Raw genomic sequence first — 22,281 nt, forward strand, 5'->3', positions numbered from 1 at the left:
GCCCGGAGGCGGCTAGGTTTTTTTCTGATGCATGTACGCGAGAGCCGCGCTTTCCATGATCTGGATGTCACGCTCGAGCTCGTCGTAATCGCCGGGCGACAGCGCAAGGCGATCCATCTTTCGATACATCACGTTGTAGTCGAGCCCGGTCGCGCCGCTCATGCCGACGCGCCATTGCGTGCCGAGGAAGGAGAAGATCTGAAAGGCGTTGAGGTTGTCCGGCCAAATATCTATGGGATCCGCCGCCACATCCTCGGCCGTCAGGCCAAACGCGGCCAACTCCTCCGCGTTCGGCTCTTCCTCGTACAGCGCTGTGGCGGCGGCTTTTAGTTTTTTACCTTGGCCGCGGTCAGCTCAGCGATGTAGGTTTGGATGATGGCCAGGCCGGAGCCAATATGGTTCTCGACCAGCTCTTCCAGCGACTCGGCGTCGAAGGAGTCTTCCAGATCCCAGCCACTGGCGATGTCCAGGATGACGTCCGCGTCCTCGCGGTCGGTCAGGCTCTCGATGAACTTCTTGAACGCTTCGCGGGTGCGGTGCTTAAAGGTGAACTCGACGTCGACGGGCTTGCCACCGGCGACCGGGATGGTGACCTTGGCTTTGAAGGTTGGGGATGCGGTCAGACTGAATTTTGGCTTTGCCATTTTGTACTTTCTAATAGAAAAAAAAGACCCGGCAAGGTGCGACCAAGCGGGCATAAAAGACCCGCCGAAATTGGCGGGCCGGGCAAACGGTTACGGGGTAATGCGGTGGATCAGTAGCGGACCGGGCGGCCTTGCAGGCTGAAGGTGGATTTGACGGCCATGATCGAGTTCTTGGTCAGCGACGGCGTTTCGTCCAGCGAGACGATGCCGTTGTAGAGGATCACGGAACTGTTCGGCAGGGTGACGACCAGCGCGCGCGGGGTGCGCGTTTCGGCGGCGGCCTTGACCGCGATGAAGCCGGCCAGGGTCGGATCATCAGCAATCGAAATAGCGATCGACTGCGCGCTGGCCTGGGTTGGCAGCTGGGTCGAGAAATCGTTTTCCAGCAGCGATACTTCGGTGAAGCCCATCTCGCCGCCGGAGCTGGTGGTTTCCAGAATCTGCGTGATTTGCGTCAGCGTGGTGATCTTGCGCACCGAGCCGACGCCGCCGCCCGGCGTGTAGGTCACGGTGTTGGACGAGTCCAGCCCCTCCAGCGCAAAAGTGCCTGCGGCGGACAGGCTGACGCGGAAGATGCGGTTGTTGATGCGCGACCAGCCGGAGGTAGCCTCGACCAGGTCGCCATTGGCCAGGCCGTGGGCTGCGGCAGTGAGCACTGCCGGGTTGGCATTGCTTGCCGCCGTGATGGGAATGGCCGAGCCGTAGACGGTGGCCAGTTTCAGCGTTGCGCCGTTAGGCAGGGAGATCGACATATTTAGAGCCTTTCCGGTCGCTTGACCGAGAGTAGTAACCCTCGCGGGCGTAAAAAAACCGCCCGAGTTTCCTGGGGCGGCTCAAATGGAAAAGGCCAGCGGGTTCGGCTGACCTCTGTGAATTCTGCGGTTGCTTAGTCGACCTCAATGACCTTGCTGAGAACGGCCATGTTGCATTTCTGTTCGGCGATCGATCTCGGGGTGAATCCGCCGTTCATCAGCGCATTGACCTGGGCGGTGAAATAGATCATCGATCCGTCGGGCCGAGTCGCGCGGTAGCTGCATGCTGAATCGAGGCCGACCACGGCGCGCAGCATGTCCTGGCCGGCGTCGGCGATCCGGATCAGTTCGACTTGCAGCGACAGTTCAGCCAAGCCGGACATCGCTTGATATGGCCGGGCCAGGCCGATGTAATTGCGCGTGGTCGTGGCGTACTGTGTGCCGAGCTCGCCGATGACCTTGACGCCCTTGATCTGCGCGTAGTTCAGCGCGGCGAATCCGCCCGCCGTCGCGTCGGCGGGCGTTGCTCGCGACATGGCGAGCGTGCTGCCGGCAAGTGAAGTTGGCATATCGTCAGATCCAGAGGGAAAAATACTGCAGCGTGCCGCGCAGCTTGGTTTCGTCGTCGTAGGTAGCAATCGCGGCGCCCAAGACGGTCGGCTGCAGCGCAATCAGGGTGCGCAGCACATCCTCGACTGCGCCGCCCATGGCAGTGGCTTGAAGGCGCGTGTCAGCCCACACGTTGATCTGCATGCGCGCGTTTTTCTTCGATGGTATGGTGCTCTCGACGAAATTGACGGCATCGCCGCCCGTCTGTTGGTAGGTGATGTACGGGCGAGACGTATTCTCGGGCGCGACGTCAGGAAAAACTCGGTCCGAAACCAAGCCGCGCAGAGCGGCAAATAGTTCAGTTTCAATGCTCATTGTTGGCCTTGTATTTCGTCCAATTTCTTCGCCATCCGCACCTTTCCGGCGGCGATAGCGTCATCCAAGCGCGACAGCGACGGGCCCATGAACGGCTTGGCCGCCGCGCGCGAGGTGCCGAACTCGGCCATAAATCCGTGTGGCGCCTTGGTGTGGTTCCAGCTGACGCGATACATTTTCAGCGTCCCGCTCGACTTTTCCGGTGAGAAGACGCGATAGATCGCATCGCGCAGGGTTCCGGGCTGGATTAAGTATTTGACCCCATTTTTCTTGGAGTTGCGGCCGTAGAAATAATGCGGCTTGCTCGATACCGGCGCCCTGGACCGCGCCTCCAGGTAAATGACCAGCCCCATGCCGGCAGCACCCTCGATGGCGACCTCATCTTTCACCAGCTCGCCGTAGGCGCGCAGCTTCGTCCGCAAATCGTCGAGCCCGGCGAGATTGATATTGAAGCTCATGCCACACCACGCGAACACATTAGTGCGAGCGTGCGCTGATCCTGCCCCAGCACCGCCTCGACGCCGTAGACGTCCGCTCCGTGCAGCACCCGCATCTTCGCCGCAACACCGGCGCGGTACCGGATGGTGATCGTCGTCAGCACCAGGTTCTGCGTCGCGCCGGCGGCGACGAACTCGCGCCCGGTCACGTCGCGGACCTCGGCCCACAGCTTGCCGTCGCCGTTGGCGATGAAGTTCGTCCAATCGGCTGGCAGCGGCTGGCCAGCCTCATCCTGATTGGGTCCAAGCACCTGCAACGTGACGCGCTTGTTCAGGCGCATGGGGAGGCTCATGCGTAGCACCGGCAGGCGTCGAGCAGGCCATCCAGGTAAGACGACTGCACGGTGTCGCGCTCCAGGCGGGTGGCTGGGTCGAACTGCTCGACCAGCTTGGCCAGCAAGTAGAGCCGGACGTTTTCCGGTGTCGCCGCCGGGTCGGCGCCGTGGCCGCAGACGACGGTGACGACGACCGAGTCGAGCTCGCCGGCGGTAGCCGGCCAGCTGGCGCCGCGCGCCGGCACCAGGAAGCTCTCGTAGGCGCGGCGGACCGGCTTGTAGCTGGCCGGGGCCAGGGTCTGCTCGATGCCGTCCAGGTCCAGGTACTTGACCGAGGTCACGCTGATGACCGGGTGCGGCAGGCCGAGCGCCGTCGGGATGATGCTGGCGCAGGTATCGCCGAGGCGGTAGCAGGAGGCGCCGGGGAACTCGTCCAGGCGGACCTGCCAGGTCTGCTCCATCAAGCACTGGCCGATGTCGTGCTCGGCCGTGGCGACCACGCCCTTGATCCACGATGTGATCAGGTCGTCCATGTCGGTCATGTCGGCGTCGACGCGCAGGCTGGTCTTGGCGTCGGCCAGCTCGACGGCCAGGACGGTCGGGGCGACGGTGCGGATCTTGGTCATGGGGCTTCCTTCGTCAGGCCCAGGCTGGCGCAGCGTGCATCGGCTGCGGCCAGGCTGGCGTAGCTGTCTGCTATGGCGCGGCCAATGCCGTCCTCGACTATTAGAGTCATGCTTCACCTTCCTTGGGGTCTGTGCCGATTGATTCCGTCCGCCGCTTCTTGCCTCTTTTATTTGTATTCCCCATTCCGGCCGCTGACAATTTAGCCCTGGTCTCAGGAGACGTTGGCGCGCGAGGCCCGCGCTTTTTCCCCAGCATGCTTGCCGAGATAGCCGCTCTGTGGGCTGGGCTGAACCCCCGGGCCCGCATGTTGGCCCGAGCTTCATCGGTATGCTTGTAACCGATCAAACGATGGTGCCCAACTTGAGATGCGGCGAGCTTAGCGATATGCTCGGCCGAGAACGGGGCGCGCTTGACGCCCACCTTCTTGGCGCCAATTTTGGCCCTGGTCTCTGGGCTGTGTCGAACGCCCAGGCGATTACCGGCGGTCGGCAGCATGTTGTATCCGTCGACGGCTGCGAGATGAGCATCGATAGCGCGCTGTTCATACATCAGCAAATCATCAACGCTGCACAGCAAAAGCACTTGGAATGAAAATGCTGGCTCCCCATGTTTAGCAAAGGAGCTTTGCAGCTTCGCGGAATGATGCGCGCCTTTTCGCAATAGCGAAAAATGCGAATTACGACGCTTGCGCAAGTCGACTGCTGAGCCAATGTAAAACTTCCCGGTGACCGCGTTGGTGATTGAGTAAATGCCAGAAGCATTCGGTAGGCCTGTGCCTGGTTCAATGATCGACATGTCTTCCTTGGGGCGTAAAAAAGCCCGCTCGGGGCGGGCTTGGTGATGCGGTAGCGCAAGTTCAGCTGTCGGCGTCAGGCAGGCCGGCGCCCACCTCAATAATCAACATAGATCACCTTTCATTTTTCTTCTTTCTATTGATCGCAGCCTTCAGCGCAGAGCCGTGTGCCGCGCGGGCCGCAGGATCGGAGAATCTTCGCTTCCCGCCCGCGGACAAGGCCAGTCTATGTGCCTCAGTTATTGGGGTATGCCTGCCGGTTTCCCCTCTCCGGATATTCTCCCCTTGCGTCACAGGCTCAAGGTGCGACGGGTTAATGCACGATCTGTTTCTGCAAAGATGGTCGATAACCAGCCCTTCTGGTATAGGGCCAATATGGAACTCATAGCTGGCACGGTGCGCTTCTTGCGTCACAGATCCATTGAATTTGACTCGACCGTATCCATCGCGAAGCGCCCCGGTCCAAAGCCAGCAGCCCGACTCAACAACACGAGATCGACGCCTCAGAGTAGCGCCAATATCAACATTGGAAAACGCCAGCTTCAGGCACTCCGGCGAACAGTATTTCCGCCGCTTCATTTCCGAAGGTAGCCCACTCATCGTCGCAGAACAAACCGCGCAGGGCTTTTCAGCGAGAACCGAGGCGCCTTTATTGTGCGGCACCTTTCCTCTCAAACTCTCTGCGTAACAGGCCCTACTGCAATACGCCTTGCCACCGATCTGAGAAGGCCACTGCAAAAAATGGGCGCCGCATGAATCGCATGAAAACTGTACCTTGGCATTCATATTTATCCCCTTTGGTTTAAGGGTACTAGTATTCAGCTTTAAGCACACCGATGCAAGCGGAGCGTGCGCCAGATTCGCACAGGGGAGGCGCCGGTTTCGGTGGTGAGGGTCATGGGGCATCCTTGGTGCTGATCGTCACCATGTAGGTGATGTCGAGGTTTTCGCCGCGCTGGAGGATAAACTCGCTGCCGGTGTCCTGACAGCGCACATCGAAATAGCGCTCGGCGACCTCGCATACCTCGGCGCGGCTTTCGCCTTGCGACAGCCGGTACTCCACGACGTCACGCTGGATTTCCATGTCGGTGAGTGGATCGGCCGCCGCGAGCGGCGCCGCGATCAAGGCGGCGAGTATCAACCGCGTTTTCATGCGGCCGATGGATCAACCGCCCAGAGCATCGGGTGCGCGATGTCGAGCGTTACGTGCCCTGCTGCCCCGGTGCCGTAGATGACAACCTCGTGGCGCATAAAAGCCAGTGCGCCGTGAATGGCCGAACCGCCTTTTTTGAACTGATACGGAGGGGTATCAAGAGTCAGCGAGTACGCCTCGTTGATTGGCGTTACCACATCTAGACAACGGCACGAATAGGACTTGTCAGCGCCAGTGGTTGCCGTGCTTACCGTTACTGCCAGTTCGGGTGGCGTCACGTTGAGTGGCGCTCCCGAACCAGGCGTGTTTCCGCTGGAGATGCGAACACGGGCCAAGCCTTCCACCACGTCGCCGAAGGCGTAGTTGGATGCCGACACGGCGATGCGCACGGTAACCACCGACCCTGCCGCCAAGCCGCTGATGACCAGCCGTTGATTGTTGCCCAGTGGATCGCCATCAACCGCCTCGGTGCGCGGTACGATAGAGCAAACTACAGCCTGCGACCCCGCCGAGTTGATGACGACAAGGCCTGTAGCGATAGTCCCGGTAATCGTTCCCGAGCCGACCGAAGTAGTGCCTGCAGTTCCTTGCAGCAGAGCGTTGTCAAAATAGATCTTCCCGCTCGCCACTACGTCGCATGCCATCGGGTAGGTTGCGCGGCTGGCCGGGAAGTAGTTCAACAGTGCCTGTGCGATACGCTTTGCGCCAGCCCATGCCCCAAGCCGGGCGTCATGAGCGTTGTCCGCAAGCATGCCGGTCGAAGGCAGGCCAACAACGCTTGCGGGATCAGCATACAGCAGGCCGTTGGCGCTGCCCATCCATGTGTTGACGTAGCGACCGCCGATCTGCGGCAAGTACGACTGCGCCCAGCGATTAACAGGAGCCAACTTGGCGGACAGCGCGCCGGTGCCGCCAGTATTCGGAGGGATGGAGGTGAGTACCGGTTTCACGCCGAGTTGGACGCATCGGTCCATTAGAGGCTTGATACTGGCGATTGAGTAATCGGCAGTAAAACCCCGTGCATAGACGTTGTTGGTGCCTACTTTGAAGAGCGCAACGGAAGCGCCTGTACCCATCGCGGATTCAATCACAGATTGCAGGCCATCGCTGTCAGCACCGCCCGCGCTGTAGTTTCCGACGATCTTGAAAGTTGCCCCGCACATCGCTTTTGCCCAGATCACCGAGCCATAACCAGCCTCCTGCCATGCCAGATACATGATTGGGGCGAAGCCGCCGGAGACTGGAATATATGGGCCGGTCGTCGCGTAGGTCACGCTCGTGACTAACGCGCCCGAAAGCGTGTGGGACAGAATCAGTGCGTTTATCTGGTTAAGCTTCGAATCGACCATGCCGGCGAATGTAACACGGTCTCCCGTATAGGCGTTTTGGCCTGTCTGAGGCGACGTAATCGTTGCCGTTGCCGTGCCGTTTCCGTTATCCACGATGGTGACTGGCACCTCCACGGAATGCTTCTGAGCGGTGGAGTCGCCCAGAATTACAACGCCGTCCCGTGGACGTGGGGCCGGGATATTAAGCACCGCCGCCCCCACCAGCACATCAACGCTGCCGGCCGAGCATGAGATCAGGAACTGCTGCGTGCCGGCGTAGGCCGGCGTGGTGAAGCTGCCGGCGCCAATTGCCCACGACCGCAGCGAGTTCGTCCCGCCCAGCACCGGGTCCAGCAGGTAGGCGACGCCGGTGGTATTGGCCGCGCCGGTGATGGTCAAGGCCTGGCCCTCGGGAAGCGAGATCGGCACCTGCTCGCCGGCCTTGATCGAGGCACGGCCGCCGCCGACCAGCGGCTGGGCCTGCTGCACCGGCTGCACCGGCACGAAATAGGTGTCGCCGCCAGTCAGGGTAGCCGTCGCCTGCTTCGCCGCGATCAAACCGGCTTCGGTGCCGGCGTCCAGCGCCACAATGGCGTTCGCCGGGTATTTGTCGTATGCGCAAAGCAGGCGAATGGTCATATCAGTCCTTCGTGAGGGTTTCGGCGTAGGCCACGGCGGCCGGATCGGTGTCGACGACGCCGGCCAGGCTGTCGACCAGCTCGGCGTCGATCTCGATCACGTCATTGCATGTGCCGTAATCGCAGACCACGAGCACGCGCGCCTTGACGGTGCTAGGCGCTTTTGCCTTGCTATCTTTTTCTGCCATGTTTTTCTCCAGGTGGTGATACGCGGCAGGCCGAAGCCCGCCGCAGATTGGGGCAGCGTTCGGTTAGGTCGCCGACTGCTGGTACAACTTGATGCCGTTGACGTCGAGCAGGTTGCCGCCGGCGCGGGACCAGGCCAGGAAGCCGACCTGTCCTTTGCTCGCGAACGCCGAGTCTTCGAAGCGGAACAGGATGAAATCCAGCACGTCGCGGATCATGTACTTGGAGAAATCGCCGAAGCCGATTGTCTTGGCGTTGGCGGCTGGCTGGGCCATGTCGTTGTTGATCGCCACGTCCGAACCCAGCAGTTGCGCCGGCGTGCCGGTCTTGATGCCAGCCTCGTAGGACTCTGCCCAGATCGGGCGACCCGAGCCGTCCTTGATCTTGCGGACGACCTTGCGGGTTTGTTGGTGCATCATGAAACGGCAGGTGCCTGCATCCTGATAGGCTTGGTCGATCGATTCCTGCAGGTCGACCAGGTCGTCATACAGTACGGTCACCGTCTGGCCGGTGGCGCCGATCTTGCCAACCGATGCGGCGGGAACATAACCCAGGGGCTGGCCGGTACCGCTGCCGACAGTGAAGCCCTTGTTCATGGTGCGGCCGAGGCGATCGCGGATGCGCTTGTTGACCATGGCGATGATGTCGATCGAGCTGTCCATCAGCAGCTCGATCGGAATCGTGATGATCTTCGAGCTGGCCTTGAATGTGTTCAGGCCGACGGTGCCGAACGAGGCGTCACCGGAAGTTGCTCCTGTGTTTTCCGGAACCCACTCGCCTTCCTCGGCCGTACCGTCCGATGTCGGGTATCCCAGCGGATTGCCTTGCGAGGTCGTGATGCTGCTAGCCAGGCCGCGCATGCCGCCGTAAGCCTTCAACGCGTCGATCAGTTCCTTGGCGACGTCGGTCTGGACGGTGTAACCACCCTGGCTCGGCGCCGTGGTGGACATGGTGTTGCGAATGTCAGCCATCTCTTCGCGCGTCATATTCGCCGGACCTTCGCGCAGCAGTTTGGCGAACAGCGCGCGCGGCTTGTTGCTCTCGGCGTTCGCGCCGGGGTTGCGGCGGAATGTTTCGACGTCGCGGTTGTGGTCTTCAATTTCCAGCGCCATCACCTTCTCGACGGCGGTGATTTCGTTCTCGATGCCGTCGATCTTGTCGGCGCGCTCGTCGAAGGTTGTCTGGTCTTCCTTCGTCCAGGCGCGGTCGCCTTTCTGCTCCATCTGGTTGCGCGCTTCCTTCGCGAGTTGCTGACGCTGCTCGCGCAATGCTTGAATCGATTTCATATGGGTTCCTTGGTTGGACGTAAAAAATGCCGCGCGAGGCGGCCGGTATCGGGGTGCGCGAGCGCGTTATCCGAATTCGTGCAGGCGCAGGCGGTTGGCGTTGCGCTGGCGGACGGCTTCCCAATGCGTCGGGTCGTCTTCTTTGGCGGTGATCTTCGGCGCGTTGTTGTAAGCCGTGAGATCCCATTTGTTTTCGACCTTGGCCGTCTCGCTAATCGAATCGACGAAGCCGTTGGCGAGCGCCTCGTCGGCGGTGAACCAGGTTTCAGCCTTCATCCAGGCGACGATCTCGTCGTTGGACTTGCCGGTCTTGCGCGCGTAGTCGGCGACGATCGATTGGTCGATCTTGCCCAGCAGCGCGGCGGTCTGGATCAAGTCGTCATCGTTGCCGTATGCCATGGTCCACGCCTTGTGGATCATGTAGAAGCTGCCCCGTGCGATGTCCACCGACGCGCAGGCGGCGGTGACGTAGGTCGCGGCGCTGGCCGCCAGGCCTTCGATGACCGCGTGCACGTTGCCGTGAGCGGCGATCGCTGCGGCCATGGCGCGCCCGTCGAAGACGTCCCCGCCGGGCGAGTTGACGCGCAGCGTGACCTTCTTGCCGCTCATGCCTGCCAGCTCCTTGTTGAATTCGGCGGCGCCAACGCCCCAATACGGGTCGATGACGTCGTACAGGAACAGAGTTTCCGGCTCGGCCTCGGATCGAATCTTCGCCGGCGCCCGGTCTGCGTTATTGCGAATCAGCTGTACTAATTTCTTCATTTTTATCCTTGGTTGCGGAGGCGGGCGCCGCCGGCTTATCCGGGCGGTACAACACATCGCCGCCGTCGACCGGCGGGAGGTTCTTGATACGGCGTGCTTCATTGATCGTCATCCAGCCCGGCCCTTGGGATCCGCCAACGCACTGGCGCATATAGTCGCCCTCGGCCTTCGAATCCCCGGACATCAGCGATTCCATCTTGTGCTCGACAAACGGCGACGCCCGGCGGAACAGCTTGCGGTTCAATTCCTGCCGCACGACATCCAAGTGCGCCTGCATTGAAAACTTGATGAACCCCAGGGTTTGCGCTTGCACGCCAGATCCCCAGGAGCTGGTTGTTTCCTGTGCTCCGATCATGTGGGCCGGCACGCCGAAGGCGCGCGCAATGTCGATCACTTGATACTTACGCGATTCCAGCAACTGGGCGTCGCCGGCGGTCATGGACATTTCTTTCAGGTCCACGTCCTTTGGCAGCACCATCGGCGCGCCGGCGTTGCGGACGCCGGCATATTTCCTTGTGTACTCGGTGCGCAACAACTCGACTTGCTCCGGATCGAGCTTTGCAACGGTGGTCAAAACATGCTTCGGCGCGGCGCCGTTCGCGAAAAAGCTACCCGAGAACGTGTCGGCCGCCAAAGCCACGCCGATGCATTGAAACGCGCCCCATTGGATGGCGGACATGCTGCGGATGCCGTTAAATCCAAAGCCTGTGAAATGCAGCATGTCGTCCTGGTGCACCGGGCGGGTACGGCCGTCATCGCCAGTAACGCTATAAATCAGAAAGTCGCCGACCTTTCGCCCGGTCACCAGGTCGGGATTGTGCGGACGGAGGGCGCTGATCTTGGCGCCGGAGCGGACAATCTCGACATACCCGTCGCCGCGCATCATCCGGGACTGCATGACCCAACTCCACATCGCGGCGGCGGTCCAGTTGGCGATCGGCTCCTCGTTGAGCAGCCACCACAAATCGGGTTGGATGCTTTCGCGTTCGCCGTCGACCTCGCGATATATCGAGACGGGAATGGACCCCAGGGTGCCGCCGAGCAGGCGCACCGCAGCGAACACCGCGGACACGCGCATCGCCGTCTCCGCCGTAACGGGATAGCCGGATGCGGATGGCACGCCGCCCAGCATCGCAATGATTTGCGGATCGCTCGAGTGGACCACTGTGGCGGCGTTCTGGATTGCTCCAGTTGCGGTCGCGGGGGCACCGGCGCCGAACATGGCCGCCAGTTTTTTAAGAGGATTGATCATCGGTTATAGGCTAATAATTTGCACTTCTTCTTCGGGATCGGCATGCAAAATTCGGCCGATAGCCATAATCAGCGCGACCGCGCCATCGATTTTGTTGTCCTCGCCCTGCTTGATCGGGCGCACCACATCGTCGTTGCCCGGCAAGTATTTGCCGATGACGTTCGATATGCACCAGGTCATGATCGGATTGCCATCGTGGTGGAACCGTCCCGACGCGATTGCCGACTCCAGTTCCTTCATCGGGTCGCTCATGTTCGTGTAGTTCTGGGTGACCACGATGGGGTTGAGCCCTTCGTCGTCCAGCTGGTGCGATAAGCCGGTCGCGCCGTGCGGATCAATCGGGCATTCGTCAACTGGTGAAACCTTGTTGACCTCAATGGCCGACGCCAGTATTTCGCGATAGTCGACCTCGGCGCCCTCCGTCTCATCGAGCAAGCCGGCGTTGACCCATGCCTGGAACCGCTCGGCCATCCGCTTGTTGTCGGTGTCGCGCACCGTTTCCTCTGGCACCCAGAACTTGGGCCCGACGCTGTAGTAGTGCCGCCGACCGTCGATATCCCGGTGGTACACCTTGGCCATGCTGTTCATGTCCAACTTGCGCGCCAGGTCGAATCCCAGCACGCAGGATTGGCCTTCGAACTGTTCTTGCGTCAGCGTCTTGTCCTCGCAGCCGCGCCACTTTTCCAGGTTGTAGAAGCCGGTCTTTGCCGACGTCCACACATTAAGGTGCTTGGTCTTGAACGTGTTGGTGAAGCGCGCGCTGCGGATCGCCTTTTGCTGCTGGCTTTCCAGGTAGGTGAGGAACACCGACACGCCCATGTTCGGGTTGGCCTTGGCCAGCACCCTTGGATCGGTCCAGTCGTCGCCCTCGTCGATGGTGAAAATCCAGCCGAACAACTCGTCGTCCGGCACCGTGCCGTCCAGCATCTCCATTACCTGGCGCCGCTTGTCGTAGCACGGCCCTTCGATGTTCGCGCCTGCGGTCGTGATGATCAGGATCAGCGGCTGCCGGCGCGCCCCCATGCCGGTCAGCATGGTCTCGTAGAGGGCCGCGCTGCCGTGCTCGTGGTACTCATCGATGATCGCGCACGACGGCGATGCGCCATCGCCCGGGTTGCCGATCAGCGGTTCGAAGCGGCTGCCGTCATCCGGGCGGTTCATGTTCGACGCGTTCACTTCGATGCCGGCCGCCTCGATCAGCAGCGGCGTGCGCTTGACCATCAGGCGAGCGGGACGGAAGACTTCCAACGCCTGCTTTTCCGTGGTGGCGCCCGAGTAGACCTCGGCGCCGAACTCGTTGTCAGCGATGAACATCGCGATCGCCACGCCGGCGCCGATGACGGACTTGCCATTCTTGCGGCAGACTTCCCAATAGCTTTCGCGGAAACGGCGGAAGCCGGTCTTCTTGACCTTCCAGCCAAAGGTGCAGGCCAGGCCAAATTTCTGCCACGGCTCCAGCGTCACTAGTTGGCGTTTGAACCCCCACTCACCCTTTGTGTGCGGCAGCAACTCGATTAGGTTCAGCTTCTTCTCGGCCTCGGCAGCGTCGAACTTGTACGCGTAAGCGCGCTTGCGGCTGGCGGCCAGGTCATCCAGGTGCCGCTGGCATGCGAGTTTGACCCATCGGCATGCCGGTAGCCGGCCGGCCACGATATCGCGCGCGTACTTGTTTGCCTGCTCGACGCACGGGTATTTTTTATCAGCCATTAATGAGTTTGCCGAACGGGTTGTCCTTCTTCTTGTTCCCGCCGCCGACCAGACGCTGCCGGCTTGCCGGGTCAAGGCCCAGCATCGCGCCGAACGTGACCATCTGCTTGGCTGCCTCGGCGAGCGCGGTCAAGGCTGGGTTCTTGATCGGCCCGCCGGTGGCGCCTTCCACCACGATGCCGTTCTCGGCGATGTGGGCAGCTGACGCGCGCCAGTTACCGTAGGCCATACAGAACGCCTCGACGTTGTGCAGGTCGGTTACCTGCAGCACCTTTTGCATGAGCAGCGGCGGCGCCACGCGCATCCACATGTCACGCGCTTCGCCGACGATCCACTCGGGCGGATCAATATTGGTGACCAGCCCAAAGTCCGGCTCGTCATTGTTGATAGCGCGCTTACCTGGATTGCCTGCGGCTTTCTTGCGGGCGGTTGGCTTCGGTTTTCGGCCCCGGCCGGCGATTGTTGCGATCCCGCCCATCGGCTACCTTTTGACTTTTAATTTCGCGGGCGTGAAAAAAAGGGGGACTGGACGGTCTAGCCGGAAAAGCCCCTGCACTTTTGACCACCCCCGCCTTTGCGCCCTGGTCGAGACGCTTCGCCGATGCCCTTGCTGCCGCACCACACGCCATCAGGGCGTCGATCACGCGCGCGTTGGGTCTGCACTGCGTCGGCCAAAGCCACCGTCCTCGGTCGCAGTCTTGCGATCATGATGTGGCTTGCACAGCGACTGCCAGTTTCCATCGCTGTCCCAGAACAGTGCCTTGGCCTTGGTGATGGCACGCTCGTCACCACTGTCCAGCGCGGCCTTGAGCTTATGCGGGGTGATGTGGTCAACCACGTTGGCCGGTACCGCTGGACGTCCTTCCTTTGCGCATGCCACGCAGAGCGGGTGCGCTCGGAGGTAAGCGGCCCTGGCCTTGCTCCATGCGCTGGTGTAACCGCGCTCGTGGGCGGTGCCACGCTGCTCGGCATCAGCTGCCTGGTTGGCCTTCTTGTGTTTGTCACAGTGGCCGGGCTTGTCGATCAAGGCGCCGCAGCCAGCTTGCCGGCAGATGGACTTGGCGCGGCGAGGCATCAGCGGGCGACGCGCCAGGCTGCAGCGAACGAGGCGCTCACGCCCATGTGCTGGCGCCACAATCGATAGCTATTGATAAGGCGAACGGGCCAACGGCGGCGCTTGACGTCAATCCGCATGTGCCATTCTGCCGGCGCGCCGAGGACGTGGTTGTTGGATGGGTGTTGCACTTTGTTCATGCTCTGCTTTCGTGTGTCACAGCCCGGTCCGACAAAGCACCGCGATGCTCTGCGTAGGAGGCAATCGGCTCTTGTACGTCTGTGACGGCGCTGATATTGGATGCCGCCTCTGGAGCGCGCTGGCGGCTGCCGCGTTAAATGTTCAGTTCCAGGCCGCCGCCCTCGCCCACCAGGCGGTGGACGTTGGGGACCATGCCGCCCGTGGCGTACTTCTTGGCCGACGTGCGCGCCATGAACTCCGCATGCGCCCGCTCGGTGCGCTCGCGCATCCAGGCATCGAAGCCCATCAGCACGGCCGGATGTTCCGGTGGCGCGGCGGGCGGCTCGCGGCGCTCCAGCGTGTAGCTGGAGAACGCACGCTCCATGCTGGCGAGGTCGTCCGGGTAATACTCACAGTCGACCGTGACGAACTGCCCGGCGCGACAGTGCAGGCTGAACGAAGCCGTATGCCTGGGCAGACCTAGCGCGTCGAGCAGCTCCCGGCTGATCTGGTGTCCGAGAATCGGCATATCAACTTCCTTCAGTATGGTTTAGCCGGCGGCACCATGGCGGCCGTGGCGCTGGCCGAGGTACCGGTGGCGCCGTAGCCCTTGGCGCGCAGGATTTCGCGGGCGCGCTCGGCGTCTTGCAGTTGGGCGGCGAGCTGGTCGAGCTGCTTGCCGTCGCGCTCGCGGACGGCGCGCAGGATCAGCTCTCGGTAGTGGCGCGGCTTCATGGTCAGGCTGTTGCCGCGTGCAGCAGCGGCTTGAGCAACGACCAGAGCCACGGCAGGCCGAAGATGGCAGCGGTCGCCACGGTGGCACCGATCACGATCCCGGCAACGCACAGGCCGATGATGGCCGATCCGATAGCATCCATGCAACACCTCAAATAAAAAAGCCGCCAGGCGCGTGTGCGGCCGGCGGCGAAGGCCCGGCGCGGTGACGCGGGGCAGGAGACTCTGGTGGAAGATAAGGGATTCGAACCCTTGGCTGAGGAGCTATTGCATTGCAGATGCAGCGACCCAGTCTATCTGCGTCACCCTTAGTCCAGATCGGCAAGCCGACATCTCGGGCAATCTTCCTGGAGCGGGTGAAGGGAATCGAACCCTCGTCTTTTACTTGGAAGGCAGCGGCTCTGCCATTGAGCTACACCCGCGCATCAAGTGCTATTATTGCAACTCCAAAACTAAGGAGGGCTAAAATGGCTGTATCGGATCTGGAGGCTGCAAAACTTGCAGCAGGAATAATTCAGGCAGGGCTTTCATCCAACGCTATAAAACTGTACGGAATGACCGGAAACATCGCTGATCCTGAGCAAAACGCGACCGATGATGGGGTTTATCTCGCCAGCGTCTACCAAGCCGTCTTTACTGTGATTCGCGACTCGTAACAATAGAGACAAGAAAAAAGCCCGCGACTATGAAGTGGCGGGCTTTTCTTTGGGCGTAACAGGACATCAACGTCTCGGCTTCAGGTTGGCCGCTGCCCTGCACGGCGCGCTGGGCGCCTTGCGTAAATTATGCGCGCCGGGTGATGCTCAAGGCGCGCAGTGCATCAATTATATACCTGTGTTTACGAACAGTGGCAAAACTTTGTTTCCTGAATCAAAATATGGCTTTGGGGAAACACATTGGATTTCGATCAAGGTTTGAAAATTGCAACATGGATTGTGCTCACCGTCCTCGGACTCGTCGGAGTATGGTTCTCGACACGACAATTTACGTTAGGAGCGAAGGCAGCGAATCGGGAGGAATACAAGTTCGCCAAAAGCTTTTTCGAAGATATCAAACAGAACGCTGACATGCACCCTTTCGCTCGGCAGAAGGGATATCAAGCCATCGCGGGCAGCCAATCGCTCCCAGCGCCTGTGATCGAACACTTGATGTCGCTGACAGATCCGGTGGTGGCCTTGCAAGATTATGTGATCTCGAAGAGCTACTTAAAACATGTGCCCGGAACGTCTAAGCGCCAACTTGATTTTTCAGGATCGCCATTTGCCACCCATGAACGGCGCCAAGCATGGAGCTTGGTCTACGCTGCAGGCTTTGTCGTAGCGTACCTCGTTGCCGTCACACCGATTATCTTCTGGATGATCGACAAAATCTCGTCATCGGTCGCGATCGCCTTGATGACAACAATTTTTCCAGTAAGTATGTACGTTGCGATCACGCTCGCCCGTGAAGTAAGACAAATACGAGCCGGCATGCGGCTGATACAAGCCCAAAATGAACAGGCGGACCGAGAAGACGCCGCCGCCCAGCCCTGAGCGCCGAAGCTACAGGCCCATCTCATCGGCCAGCCGTTTCATCGTCTGGCCGGCGGCGTGAGCGGAGATCGCGTCGAGCGCCTCCACCATCTGCTCGACGTACTTCAACTCGTTGTGCTTCACCGCCACGGCGCGCCGGCCGGTACCACGGCAGATCCGGCAGGGCACGTCCGACATCACGCTCGAGGCGCCGCGCACCGGCTCATAGGCGCGGCCCGTGCACGCCGGGCACACGTCGTTGAGCCAGTGGTCGAGCGACAGGCGCGCCATCTTGGCCGGGCTGACGTCGGCCGGCCAGGAGCGCGTCGCGGCCTTGCCGATGACGATCTCACGCCAGGCTTCGAGCAGCGCCTGGTAGCTGGTGGCGTCGCTGGCGTACTTCACGCGGAACAGCTTGGTGCCCAGGTCGCGGCACAGCGCGGCGGCGGCCAGCACCTCGGTGTGGTGGTGGTGCGCATCGTCGCGCAGGTTCGATGCGGTGATCGAGCGGGTGTACTTTTGGATGACGTTCAATTGCTGCCTCTTTCGACTCTAGTTTCTTGGTGCTGGCGGTGGGCGCCGTGCTGCGCTATCTCTTGCTGCCAAATCCGCCGCCGCTCGACTTCGTCTCTGGCGCCGCTGGTGGTGGGCCAATCCATCTCGTGAACTTTGCCGTTGGGCCGTCGAACATGAGGTGGACGTCGCCCAATGCGCCGCTGCGCTGCTTCCGGATCAGCACCTCGGTGTAACCGCGCAGCTCGGGGGCGTCCGGCTTGTGCATCTCAGGTCGGTGCACCAGCATGACCACGTCGCCGTCCTGTTCGATCTCGCCGGAGTCGCGCAAGTCCGACAGGATAGGTCGCTTATCCGGCCGTTCCTCCGACTTGCGGCTGAGCTGGGCTAGCGCGATCACGGTGACGCCGAGCTCCTTGGCCAGCGCCTTCAGGCCCCGCGAGTACGATCCGACCTGGTCGGTGCGCTTGTCACCATCGCCGCCGGACATCAGGCCGATGTAGTCGACGATGATGACGTCCAGGCCGTGCTTGCGCTTCCAGGCCTTCGCCTTCATGCGCAGCTCGAGCAGCGTGATCGCCGGCGTGTCGTCGATGGCGAAACGCACATCGTCCAGCCTGATGCAGCCGTGCGTCACGCCATCCCATGCGGATTTGTCGTTCTGGTCAATCCGGCCCATCACCTTCGACAGCGGCACCTGCCCACGGTTGGCGAGCGCGCGGCCGGCCACCTCTTGGCTGCCCACCTCCATCGAAAACATCAAGACGCTATGCTGTTCGGAGATGTTCAGGCCAATATCGGACGACAGCGCGGTCTTGCCCATGGATGGGCGGCCTGCGATGATGATCAGTTGCTGCGGGCGAAAGCCGCCGTTGAGGAGCCGGTCAAGCTCCTCGATGCCCGTCGAGATCGCGCTGTCCTGGCCCTCGGAACGCTGAGACACGCCGTCGACGAACTCCGCCAGCACCGTGCGGATCATGCGCGGCTCGTTGCGCACGCGGCGCTCGGCCAGCGCCGTGATCCATGACTGGGCCTGGTCCAGCACCTGGTCGCCGCTCTTGCCCAGCGGCTGGTGCGCCAGGCCGGCCATCTTGTCGCCGATGTGGATCACGCCGCGCAGCAGCGCGCGGTCGACGATGACCTTGGCCTGGGCGGCGATGCCGGAGGCGCTAGGGGCGCTCTGCGCCATCTGGTTGAGGTACACCCCCAAGTCGGCGCCGAACACAGCGCCACGGGCCTGCATCGCAGCCAGAACCGTGATCACGTCGGCCGACCCGCCTTTCGAAACCAGTCTGACGATCTCCGCGAAGATCTCGCCGTGGTCGGCGCGGTAAAAATGCTTGCCTTGCAGGTCACCCAGCCGGTCGAAGCCTTCATTGAAGCGCATCAGGCCGCCCAGCACGGCGTGCTCGGCTTCGATGGAGTGCGGTGGCACCGCGAGGTGCTGCTGGTCGTTCATGTTCATGCTGCGTCCCGGTGGTACTTGTTTTCCAGCGTCTTGGCGAAGCCAGTCGGCGAAAAGATGAAGTCGATGTCGGCAAAGAAGGCCCGCTTACCGGGCAGTGGCGGCGCCCGGCCGGTAAGGAACTTCGATTCGGAGCAGATCTCGAAGAACTGGCGCCAGGCAGCCAGGCCAGCCGATCTCGTGGTGTAGCCGAAGGGCTCGCAGGTCAGAACGGATGCCTCCAGCCAACGGGCTTTGATCGCGCTTTTCCGTGCGGCGTTGACGACCTTGATTTGCGGGTTGTTCGGCATCAGCTCGTGGTACAGGTTGACGATCAATCCGGTCGGGCACCTCCGCACGTCGTCGTCAGGCGACGATGTAGTTGAAGTATTTGGTTCTTGGTTCTTGGTTATTGGTTCTTGGTTAGTTGGAGTGCCGTTGTTCGGCTGTTCAACGGCCGTTGGAACAGCCGTTGAAACACCGTTCAGCGCCTCTTGCTTTTGTATTGCTCTTTTTGCAGCAGAAGCCTTTCCGGCCAAGGATTTTTGGCTTGTCGAGTTACGGTAGGCTTCCAGTTCATCCTCGCAGCGCTGGTGATACCAGCCCGTTGGCGTTTTCGTGAAAAACTCGTTCAACACCTGTTCAACGGCCGTTACTTCCTCGTTGGAACGGGCCAAGATTTTCCGGCACAGCGCGGGCTGATCGAGGGTGAGGCGCGCTTCGGTGTCGTAGTAGACATCCATCAGGTCGCGATAGATGCTGCGCTCGATCCGCGACAGGTGCCTGGTGGCGCGGTCGAAGTCGCCAATGTGATGTGGATAGAAGTTCATACGCCCTTACTCTTCACGCTCTCAGTATCTTCGGCGGCCTCGAAGCGCCGCGCGTGTGCCAGCACATCGGCCAAGTCGAAGCGCGCATGCTCGCCATGCAGTTCGATGCGCGCCACAGCGACGGCTTTCAACAGTGCATCGGCGACCTCGACGCCATCATCACCATCGGTGCCGGGTCGAATGTAGCGGGCGAAGTACTCGCGCGCTTCGAAAATCTCGTCCACGTGCATCAGGCGCGACAGCGTGGCGCGCAAGGCCGCAGGTGCATCACGGTGCTTGCGCATCGCGCCGACGACAGCCAGCATGCCCCGGTTCAGCGGGATGTCGGTCAGATGCAAGCCGGGGCCGGCGCGCGGCGGCAGCGGCACGCGCGCGGCGGTCTGGTAGACCTGCATCATCGCGAGGAAGCGATCGGGATCGGCCTGCGCCTGCAGGTCTTGGAGGAAATTCGATTGCATGTTCAACCTTTCATTCAGCCGGATGTGGGTCGGGGCGTGACCTGGTGGGCTGAAATCACCTGGTCGCGGCTGCGCAGCCGCTGCCCCGTTTGAAATCGGTACTACTTGCCGTACAGCGCGCCATAGGTCCGCCGGTCGGCGAACAGCGTGCAGGCGCCATCCTTGAACTCCGGCGTGGTCCACTGCTGCTCAGGGCCGGCGTCGATCGCCAGGCTGCGCATGCAGACGCAGCAGCAGGCCATGCCGACGCCACGGCACTTGGCGATGTCGGCGCGGCGCGGGCCGTGCACCACGGGCGCGTCGACAGGGGCTGGCGCGACCGCGCGCGGCGCCGGCGCATCGAGCCCGGCGGCCTGGGCCAGCGCCTGGTTCAAGAACAGGCTGACGTGCACGAGGCCGCCGGTGCCGGTGGCGGCTTCGAGAACTTCGTTCGGTGGAATCTGGTGGGCCATATTCGCTTTCGATGTGCCGCGCGGTTCGGGGCGCGGATGCCCGGTATTGGGTGGGAATTTCCATCCGTGTTAAATTAATGATTCAAAATTTTATTGAAAGCAACTCTATGAATGAAGAACCTGAAAGCCTCGCAGAGCTATCCGAGCGAGTCGGTAAAATTGTTCAGTACATTGACGTTATGGACGACAAGGCCACACGGCGGGAGCTTGCGAACACCTTAATTCTCCAAGCGATATCCAATGCAGTAAGAGAGCTCGATCCCGCGATAGCAGACGCTATTCCGCAAAGACTCGAACTCATTCGAACACGAACCAAAGGCGACGCGGCTACTTTCCAAGCCATTGAAGACGCCTTGAAATTTTTCCGTCCATAACGCTACTTTGGTGCAGGCGGGTCTGCGCCATCGCGCCGCGCAGCTCGGCGGCGTGGTCGAGGGCAGTGTCCTGGAACTTCAGGACGCCCTTCGGCTCGATGGCCGGGCCGGCGGCCGGCGCGGCGCCAGGCAAGTGGTGAGCAGCGGCATCGGTTGCCTCGCGCTGGGCGGCCAGCTGCTGGGCGCGGATTTGCGGGTTGTATGAATTCATGATGGATTCCTTGGTTTCGGCGCGCCGCGCAGCACCAGGCCACGCAATTGCGTCAGGGTTTGGAGTGTCTCGTTGGCGACGGCCAGCAGGTAGCTGGCGCGCTCCTGGGTGACGGCGCCGGCGGCGACCTTCGCCGGGAGGGCGGCGCGCAGGCGGGTGCAGCTCTGCGACACCCATTGGATTTGCTCGTCGAGGTTCATAGGGTTTCCTTGGACGGGTTGTAGAGGGCCGGGGTGTTGAAGGCGAGCTCTAGCTGGGCGCCGCCGCGCAGCGCTTTGCCGCTGATGTGCAGCAGTTCCCAGTCTGCTTGCGTGTCGGCTTCGTTTTGGATGCGCAGTAAAGGCGTCGCCACGCGCGCGAGGTGACCCATCGTCATGCCAGGGAAGTTGGTAGCCCCGGCGGCCGCGCTGATGGCTAGATAAATCCGGGGAAAGCAGGCCCCGGTGCGCTCGAAGATGTATGGCACGGCCTTGTGTATCAAGATGCGATCTCGGGTGGTGGTAATTCGGGATGCGTTGAATTCATCCTCAAGCTCCACCATCCGGTCGAACACCTTTGCCTGCAACTCGTAGCTGTAGCTCATCGCAATGAGGCACGCTTCCCGCTTGGGGAAGTTGTAGCAAGGGTATTCCTGCTGATTGTCTGGATTGACGTGGTGTGCAAAAAAATTTGCACACCCCTTGCCCAGTACCTTCGGCACCTTGGTCATCAAGCTGCGGTGGGCCAACTTAATGAACCGCTTTCCGCCTTCAGCTTCTTTGGCCTTACGCTCTTCGTTGATGTAGTCGACCATCTGCATACTGCTCATGGTCGGCTCGAAATTGCGGATGGGGCCGCTCATGGGGTAGCCTTGGTGGTGGGCTCAGTTGAATTGCGAACGACCGACCAGTTCACTCGGTCGTTAAGTTCCTCGCAACGTATAGCACCGGAAGTGAGTTCTTCGATCCGGGTGCAGTGCTCGGCCGGAACCCTCTTTGCGGACACCCACTGCTGAACAACCTGATAGCCACTGAGGCCCAGCGCGCGTGCGACGGCGCTTAGGCTGCCGAAGTGTTTAATGGTTTTATCGATTCCGTTCATGCGTCAAATCATACGCTAGTTTTTCTAGCATTGCTAGATTATCCTGTGGTGACACAATAAAAACTAGTGTATAACATAACGCCATGGAAACTATAAATTCACGGATTAAGAAACGGCGTGAGGCCCTTGGCCTCACGATGAAGCAGCTCGCGGAGAGAGTTGGCGTATCTGCCTGGCAGACTGTCCAGCAGTGGGAGAAAGAAGGGGGAACGGCACCGAAGAGGTTGCGCATGGTGGCGGTAGCCGCCGCTCTAGAAACTACGGTCGAGTACTTGCAGTTTGGCGTTTCTGACGAGGAACTTGAGGAGCTTGGAGGGGCTGCAGCGCTCGAGGAACTTGTGGTGAAGACCCAGAACGAGATCAAAGAAGTCTTTAAGCTAACCGATGTTATCCGAAAGGGCCTGACTGTCGAAGCTGTACATGTTGGATATGCATTCGACAGGCTTTTGACAATAGAGCAAAAGGATGCTGTGATTGCACAGTTTCGCGCCTTTGGGACATGGGAGTTGGAGGGCGACGGCTGGGAGCTGTTCTATAGGCATTTGCCGGCCTCGCTTCCAAAAAAATAAGGCGTGGTACTAGTTTTTCTTGCATTGCTAGTTTTTCTTGTGTAGA

Annotated in this window: 36 protein-coding genes and 1 tRNA gene; 3 read left to right on the forward strand and 34 right to left on the reverse strand. The window is 61.0% G+C overall.

Features of this window, described 5'->3' with window-relative positions; genetic code table 11:
* Positions 1-12: 12 nt before the first annotated feature.
* The 25 genes from BM252_RS23970 to BM252_RS24075 all read right to left on the reverse strand — a co-directional run bounded on the left by BM252_RS23970 (position 13) and on the right by BM252_RS24075 (position 15,215).
* On the reverse strand, positions 13-279 hold the full coding sequence (locus BM252_RS23970; protein WP_245774418.1) for a DUF1799 domain-containing protein: 267 nt from the start codon (positions 277-279) through the stop codon (positions 13-15).
* Between the two features lie 47 nt (positions 280-326).
* The gene (locus BM252_RS23975; RefSeq protein WP_093390196.1) at positions 327-644 is read right to left on the reverse strand and encodes a phage tail assembly chaperone; all 318 of its coding nucleotides are present in this window, start codon (positions 642-644) and stop codon (positions 327-329) included.
* A 110-nt stretch (positions 645-754) separates the two neighbouring features.
* A complete protein-coding gene (locus BM252_RS23980; RefSeq protein WP_093390197.1) occupies positions 755-1,396 on the reverse strand; it encodes a phage tail protein in 642 nt (213 codons plus the stop codon).
* A 134-nt stretch (positions 1,397-1,530) separates the two neighbouring features.
* Positions 1,531-1,965 carry a hypothetical protein gene (locus BM252_RS23985; protein WP_139236708.1) on the reverse strand — a complete coding sequence of 145 codons (435 nt, stop codon included), beginning with the start codon at positions 1,963-1,965 and terminating at the stop codon, positions 1,531-1,533.
* Positions 1,966-1,969: 4 nt separating this feature from the next.
* The gene (locus tag BM252_RS23990; RefSeq protein ID WP_093390199.1) at positions 1,970-2,320 is read right to left on the reverse strand and encodes a DUF3168 domain-containing protein; all 351 of its coding nucleotides are present in this window, start codon (positions 2,318-2,320) and stop codon (positions 1,970-1,972) included.
* Positions 2,317-2,778: an HK97-gp10 family putative phage morphogenesis protein gene (locus BM252_RS23995; protein WP_093390200.1), complete on the reverse strand. Its 462-nt coding sequence runs from the start codon at positions 2,776-2,778 to the stop codon at positions 2,317-2,319. The genes BM252_RS23990 and BM252_RS23995 overlap by 4 nt, the downstream gene beginning before the upstream one ends.
* The gene (locus tag BM252_RS24000) at positions 2,775-3,098 is read right to left on the reverse strand and encodes a phage head closure protein (protein WP_174900660.1); all 324 of its coding nucleotides are present in this window, start codon (positions 3,096-3,098) and stop codon (positions 2,775-2,777) included. Before BM252_RS24000 ends, BM252_RS23995 begins: the two co-directional genes overlap by 4 nt.
* A gap of 8 nt (positions 3,099-3,106) precedes the next feature.
* Entirely contained in the window at positions 3,107-3,718 is a 612-nt protein-coding gene (locus BM252_RS24005; RefSeq protein ID WP_139236709.1) for a head-tail connector protein, read from the reverse strand.
* Complete coding sequence (locus BM252_RS32150) at positions 3,715-3,828, reverse strand: DnaT-like ssDNA-binding protein (protein WP_342742543.1); 114 nt, start codon at positions 3,826-3,828, stop codon at positions 3,715-3,717. The genes BM252_RS24005 and BM252_RS32150 overlap by 4 nt, the downstream gene beginning before the upstream one ends.
* On the reverse strand, positions 3,825-4,514 hold the full coding sequence (locus tag BM252_RS24010) for an NUMOD3 domain-containing DNA-binding protein (RefSeq protein WP_139236710.1): 690 nt from the start codon (positions 4,512-4,514) through the stop codon (positions 3,825-3,827). The genes BM252_RS32150 and BM252_RS24010 overlap by 4 nt, the downstream gene beginning before the upstream one ends.
* A gap of 112 nt (positions 4,515-4,626) precedes the next feature.
* Positions 4,627-5,418 (reverse strand): HNH endonuclease signature motif containing protein, encoded by a 792-nt coding sequence (locus BM252_RS32255; protein ID WP_425442364.1) that lies wholly within the window; start codon positions 5,416-5,418, stop codon positions 4,627-4,629.
* Positions 5,408-5,665 carry a hypothetical protein gene (locus tag BM252_RS24020; protein ID WP_139236711.1) on the reverse strand — a complete coding sequence of 86 codons (258 nt, stop codon included), beginning with the start codon at positions 5,663-5,665 and terminating at the stop codon, positions 5,408-5,410. The genes BM252_RS32255 and BM252_RS24020 overlap by 11 nt, the downstream gene beginning before the upstream one ends.
* A complete protein-coding gene (locus tag BM252_RS24025; protein WP_093390205.1) occupies positions 5,662-7,632 on the reverse strand; it encodes an SGNH/GDSL hydrolase family protein in 1,971 nt (656 codons plus the stop codon). The genes BM252_RS24020 and BM252_RS24025 overlap by 4 nt, the downstream gene beginning before the upstream one ends.
* Position 7,633: 1 nt before the next feature.
* Positions 7,634-7,819, reverse strand: coding sequence for a hypothetical protein (locus tag BM252_RS24030; RefSeq protein WP_093390206.1), 186 nt, complete (start codon positions 7,817-7,819; stop codon positions 7,634-7,636).
* 63 nt (positions 7,820-7,882) lie between these two features.
* Positions 7,883-9,103: a phage major capsid protein gene (locus BM252_RS24035; protein ID WP_093390207.1), complete on the reverse strand. Its 1,221-nt coding sequence runs from the start codon at positions 9,101-9,103 to the stop codon at positions 7,883-7,885.
* 66 nt (positions 9,104-9,169) lie between these two features.
* Positions 9,170-9,865, reverse strand: coding sequence for a head maturation protease, ClpP-related (locus BM252_RS24040; RefSeq protein ID WP_093390208.1), 696 nt, complete (start codon positions 9,863-9,865; stop codon positions 9,170-9,172).
* Complete coding sequence (locus BM252_RS24045) at positions 9,834-11,117, reverse strand: phage portal protein (RefSeq protein ID WP_093390209.1); 1,284 nt, start codon at positions 11,115-11,117, stop codon at positions 9,834-9,836. The genes BM252_RS24040 and BM252_RS24045 overlap by 32 nt, the downstream gene beginning before the upstream one ends.
* A gap of 3 nt (positions 11,118-11,120) precedes the next feature.
* Positions 11,121-12,824, reverse strand: a complete 1,704-nt coding sequence (locus BM252_RS24050) for a terminase large subunit (RefSeq protein ID WP_093390210.1) — start codon at positions 12,822-12,824, stop codon at positions 11,121-11,123.
* Entirely contained in the window at positions 12,817-13,302 is a 486-nt protein-coding gene (locus BM252_RS24055) for a phage terminase small subunit P27 family (RefSeq protein ID WP_093390211.1), read from the reverse strand. The genes BM252_RS24050 and BM252_RS24055 overlap by 8 nt, the downstream gene beginning before the upstream one ends.
* A gap of 162 nt (positions 13,303-13,464) precedes the next feature.
* Entirely contained in the window at positions 13,465-13,851 is a 387-nt protein-coding gene (locus tag BM252_RS24060; protein WP_245774419.1) for an HNH endonuclease signature motif containing protein, read from the reverse strand.
* A 47-nt stretch (positions 13,852-13,898) separates the two neighbouring features.
* On the reverse strand, positions 13,899-14,078 hold the full coding sequence (locus BM252_RS30425; protein ID WP_139236712.1) for a hypothetical protein: 180 nt from the start codon (positions 14,076-14,078) through the stop codon (positions 13,899-13,901).
* 134 nt (positions 14,079-14,212) lie between these two features.
* Positions 14,213-14,587 (reverse strand): hypothetical protein, encoded by a 375-nt coding sequence (locus BM252_RS24065; protein ID WP_093390213.1) that lies wholly within the window; start codon positions 14,585-14,587, stop codon positions 14,213-14,215.
* Positions 14,588-14,598: 11 nt separating this feature from the next.
* Positions 14,599-14,793, reverse strand: coding sequence for a hypothetical protein (locus tag BM252_RS24070; RefSeq protein WP_093390214.1), 195 nt, complete (start codon positions 14,791-14,793; stop codon positions 14,599-14,601).
* Between the two features lie 2 nt (positions 14,794-14,795).
* Entirely contained in the window at positions 14,796-14,936 is a 141-nt protein-coding gene (locus BM252_RS31210) for a hypothetical protein (RefSeq protein ID WP_174900661.1), read from the reverse strand.
* A 205-nt stretch (positions 14,937-15,141) separates the two neighbouring features.
* Positions 15,142-15,215, reverse strand: a tRNA-Gly gene (locus BM252_RS24075).
* 45 nt (positions 15,216-15,260) lie between these two features.
* On the opposite strand from BM252_RS24075, the gene BM252_RS30430 reads away from it, so the two are divergent.
* Both BM252_RS30430 and BM252_RS24080 read left to right on the forward strand, forming a co-directional pair.
* Entirely contained in the window at positions 15,261-15,449 is a 189-nt protein-coding gene (locus tag BM252_RS30430; protein ID WP_139236713.1) for a hypothetical protein, read from the forward strand.
* A gap of 240 nt (positions 15,450-15,689) precedes the next feature.
* Positions 15,690-16,325, forward strand: coding sequence for a hypothetical protein (locus BM252_RS24080; RefSeq protein WP_139236714.1), 636 nt, complete (start codon positions 15,690-15,692; stop codon positions 16,323-16,325).
* 9 nt (positions 16,326-16,334) lie between these two features.
* On the opposite strand, the gene BM252_RS24085 is transcribed toward BM252_RS24080, so the two are convergent.
* From BM252_RS24085 to BM252_RS24125, 9 genes are all read right to left on the reverse strand, one after another.
* Positions 16,335-16,838, reverse strand: a complete 504-nt coding sequence (locus BM252_RS24085) for a hypothetical protein (protein ID WP_093390216.1) — start codon at positions 16,836-16,838, stop codon at positions 16,335-16,337.
* Between the two features lie 55 nt (positions 16,839-16,893).
* The gene (locus BM252_RS24090; RefSeq protein WP_093390217.1) at positions 16,894-18,282 is read right to left on the reverse strand and encodes a replicative DNA helicase; all 1,389 of its coding nucleotides are present in this window, start codon (positions 18,280-18,282) and stop codon (positions 16,894-16,896) included.
* The gene (locus tag BM252_RS24095; protein ID WP_093390218.1) at positions 18,279-19,091 is read right to left on the reverse strand and encodes a YdaU family protein; all 813 of its coding nucleotides are present in this window, start codon (positions 19,089-19,091) and stop codon (positions 18,279-18,281) included. Before BM252_RS24095 ends, BM252_RS24090 begins: the two co-directional genes overlap by 4 nt.
* A complete protein-coding gene (locus tag BM252_RS24100) occupies positions 19,088-19,549 on the reverse strand; it encodes a hotdog family protein (RefSeq protein WP_139236715.1) in 462 nt (153 codons plus the stop codon). The genes BM252_RS24095 and BM252_RS24100 overlap by 4 nt, the downstream gene beginning before the upstream one ends.
* 101 nt (positions 19,550-19,650) lie before the next feature.
* Positions 19,651-20,001: a hypothetical protein gene (locus BM252_RS24105; RefSeq protein WP_093390220.1), complete on the reverse strand. Its 351-nt coding sequence runs from the start codon at positions 19,999-20,001 to the stop codon at positions 19,651-19,653.
* Positions 20,002-20,328: 327 nt separating this feature from the next.
* Positions 20,329-20,586 carry a hypothetical protein gene (locus BM252_RS24110; protein ID WP_093390221.1) on the reverse strand — a complete coding sequence of 86 codons (258 nt, stop codon included), beginning with the start codon at positions 20,584-20,586 and terminating at the stop codon, positions 20,329-20,331.
* Positions 20,583-20,786: a hypothetical protein gene (locus BM252_RS24115; RefSeq protein ID WP_093390222.1), complete on the reverse strand. Its 204-nt coding sequence runs from the start codon at positions 20,784-20,786 to the stop codon at positions 20,583-20,585. Before BM252_RS24115 ends, BM252_RS24110 begins: the two co-directional genes overlap by 4 nt.
* Positions 20,783-21,427 carry a hypothetical protein gene (locus tag BM252_RS24120; protein ID WP_093390223.1) on the reverse strand — a complete coding sequence of 215 codons (645 nt, stop codon included), beginning with the start codon at positions 21,425-21,427 and terminating at the stop codon, positions 20,783-20,785. The genes BM252_RS24115 and BM252_RS24120 overlap by 4 nt, the downstream gene beginning before the upstream one ends.
* Positions 21,424-21,666 (reverse strand): transcriptional regulator, encoded by a 243-nt coding sequence (locus BM252_RS24125; RefSeq protein WP_093390224.1) that lies wholly within the window; start codon positions 21,664-21,666, stop codon positions 21,424-21,426. Before BM252_RS24125 ends, BM252_RS24120 begins: the two co-directional genes overlap by 4 nt.
* A gap of 83 nt (positions 21,667-21,749) precedes the next feature.
* On the opposite strand from BM252_RS24125, the gene BM252_RS24130 reads away from it, so the two are divergent.
* Positions 21,750-22,235, forward strand: coding sequence for a helix-turn-helix domain-containing protein (locus BM252_RS24130; protein WP_093390225.1), 486 nt, complete (start codon positions 21,750-21,752; stop codon positions 22,233-22,235).
* The last annotated feature ends 46 nt before the right edge of the window (positions 22,236-22,281 follow it).

The organism is Rugamonas rubra (genome assembly GCF_900114705.1).
Classification (GTDB): domain Bacteria; phylum Pseudomonadota; class Gammaproteobacteria; order Burkholderiales; family Burkholderiaceae_D; genus Rugamonas; species Rugamonas rubra.

Excerpts from the sequence above, each read along its gene's own strand:
- BM252_RS23990 (WP_093390199.1), bottom strand. The coding sequence starts at position 2,320 with ATGAGCATTGAAACTGAACTATTTGCCGCTCTGCGCGGCTTGGTTTCG.
- BM252_RS24125 (WP_093390224.1), bottom strand. The coding sequence starts at position 21,666 with ATGAACGGAATCGATAAAACCATTAAACACTTCGGCAGCCTAAGCGCC.
- BM252_RS24110 (WP_093390221.1), bottom strand. The coding sequence starts at position 20,586 with ATGAATTCATACAACCCGCAAATCCGCGCCCAGCAGCTGGCCGCCCAG.
- BM252_RS24100 (WP_139236715.1), bottom strand. The coding sequence starts at position 19,549 with ATGCAATCGAATTTCCTCCAAGACCTGCAGGCGCAGGCCGATCCCGAT.
- BM252_RS32150 (WP_342742543.1), bottom strand. The coding sequence starts at position 3,828 with ATGACTCTAATAGTCGAGGACGGCATTGGCCGCGCCATAGCAGACAGC.
- BM252_RS24010 (WP_139236710.1), bottom strand. The coding sequence starts at position 4,514 with ATGTCGATCATTGAACCAGGCACAGGCCTACCGAATGCTTCTGGCATT.
- BM252_RS30425 (WP_139236712.1), bottom strand. The coding sequence starts at position 14,078 with ATGAACAAAGTGCAACACCCATCCAACAACCACGTCCTCGGCGCGCCG.
- BM252_RS23975 (WP_093390196.1), bottom strand. The coding sequence starts at position 644 with ATGGCAAAGCCAAAATTCAGTCTGACCGCATCCCCAACCTTCAAAGCC.
- BM252_RS30430 (WP_139236713.1), top strand. The coding sequence starts at position 15,261 with ATGGCTGTATCGGATCTGGAGGCTGCAAAACTTGCAGCAGGAATAATT.
- BM252_RS24115 (WP_093390222.1), bottom strand. The coding sequence starts at position 20,786 with ATGAACCTCGACGAGCAAATCCAATGGGTGTCGCAGAGCTGCACCCGC.
- BM252_RS24090 (WP_093390217.1), bottom strand. The coding sequence starts at position 18,282 with ATGAACATGAACGACCAGCAGCACCTCGCGGTGCCACCGCACTCCATC.
- BM252_RS24095 (WP_093390218.1), bottom strand. The coding sequence starts at position 19,091 with ATGAACTTCTATCCACATCACATTGGCGACTTCGACCGCGCCACCAGG.
- BM252_RS24000 (WP_174900660.1), bottom strand. The coding sequence starts at position 3,098 with ATGCGCCTGAACAAGCGCGTCACGTTGCAGGTGCTTGGACCCAATCAG.
- BM252_RS24040 (WP_093390208.1), bottom strand. The coding sequence starts at position 9,865 with ATGAAGAAATTAGTACAGCTGATTCGCAATAACGCAGACCGGGCGCCG.
- BM252_RS24065 (WP_093390213.1), bottom strand. The coding sequence starts at position 14,587 with ATGCCGATTCTCGGACACCAGATCAGCCGGGAGCTGCTCGACGCGCTA.
- BM252_RS23995 (WP_093390200.1), bottom strand. The coding sequence starts at position 2,778 with ATGAGCTTCAATATCAATCTCGCCGGGCTCGACGATTTGCGGACGAAG.
- BM252_RS23985 (WP_139236708.1), bottom strand. The coding sequence starts at position 1,965 with ATGCCAACTTCACTTGCCGGCAGCACGCTCGCCATGTCGCGAGCAACG.
- BM252_RS24030 (WP_093390206.1), bottom strand. The coding sequence starts at position 7,819 with ATGGCAGAAAAAGATAGCAAGGCAAAAGCGCCTAGCACCGTCAAGGCG.
- BM252_RS32255 (WP_425442364.1), bottom strand. The coding sequence starts at position 5,418 with ATGCCCCATGACCCTCACCACCGAAACCGGCGCCTCCCCTGTGCGAAT.
- BM252_RS24045 (WP_093390209.1), bottom strand. The coding sequence starts at position 11,117 with ATGATCAATCCTCTTAAAAAACTGGCGGCCATGTTCGGCGCCGGTGCC.
- BM252_RS24130 (WP_093390225.1), top strand. The coding sequence starts at position 21,750 with ATGGAAACTATAAATTCACGGATTAAGAAACGGCGTGAGGCCCTTGGC.
- BM252_RS24055 (WP_093390211.1), bottom strand. The coding sequence starts at position 13,302 with ATGGGCGGGATCGCAACAATCGCCGGCCGGGGCCGAAAACCGAAGCCA.
- BM252_RS24020 (WP_139236711.1), bottom strand. The coding sequence starts at position 5,665 with ATGAAAACGCGGTTGATACTCGCCGCCTTGATCGCGGCGCCGCTCGCG.
- BM252_RS23980 (WP_093390197.1), bottom strand. The coding sequence starts at position 1,396 with ATGTCGATCTCCCTGCCTAACGGCGCAACGCTGAAACTGGCCACCGTC.
- BM252_RS31210 (WP_174900661.1), bottom strand. The coding sequence starts at position 14,936 with ATGGATGCTATCGGATCGGCCATCATCGGCCTGTGCGTTGCCGGGATC.
- BM252_RS24070 (WP_093390214.1), bottom strand. The coding sequence starts at position 14,793 with ATGAAGCCGCGCCACTACCGAGAGCTGATCCTGCGCGCCGTCCGCGAG.
- BM252_RS24120 (WP_093390223.1), bottom strand. The coding sequence starts at position 21,427 with ATGAGCGGCCCCATCCGCAATTTCGAGCCGACCATGAGCAGTATGCAG.
- BM252_RS24035 (WP_093390207.1), bottom strand. The coding sequence starts at position 9,103 with ATGAAATCGATTCAAGCATTGCGCGAGCAGCGTCAGCAACTCGCGAAG.
- BM252_RS24105 (WP_093390220.1), bottom strand. The coding sequence starts at position 20,001 with ATGGCCCACCAGATTCCACCGAACGAAGTTCTCGAAGCCGCCACCGGC.
- BM252_RS24025 (WP_093390205.1), bottom strand. The coding sequence starts at position 7,632 with ATGACCATTCGCCTGCTTTGCGCATACGACAAATACCCGGCGAACGCC.
- BM252_RS24005 (WP_139236709.1), bottom strand. The coding sequence starts at position 3,718 with ATGACCAAGATCCGCACCGTCGCCCCGACCGTCCTGGCCGTCGAGCTG.
- BM252_RS24050 (WP_093390210.1), bottom strand. The coding sequence starts at position 12,824 with ATGGCTGATAAAAAATACCCGTGCGTCGAGCAGGCAAACAAGTACGCG.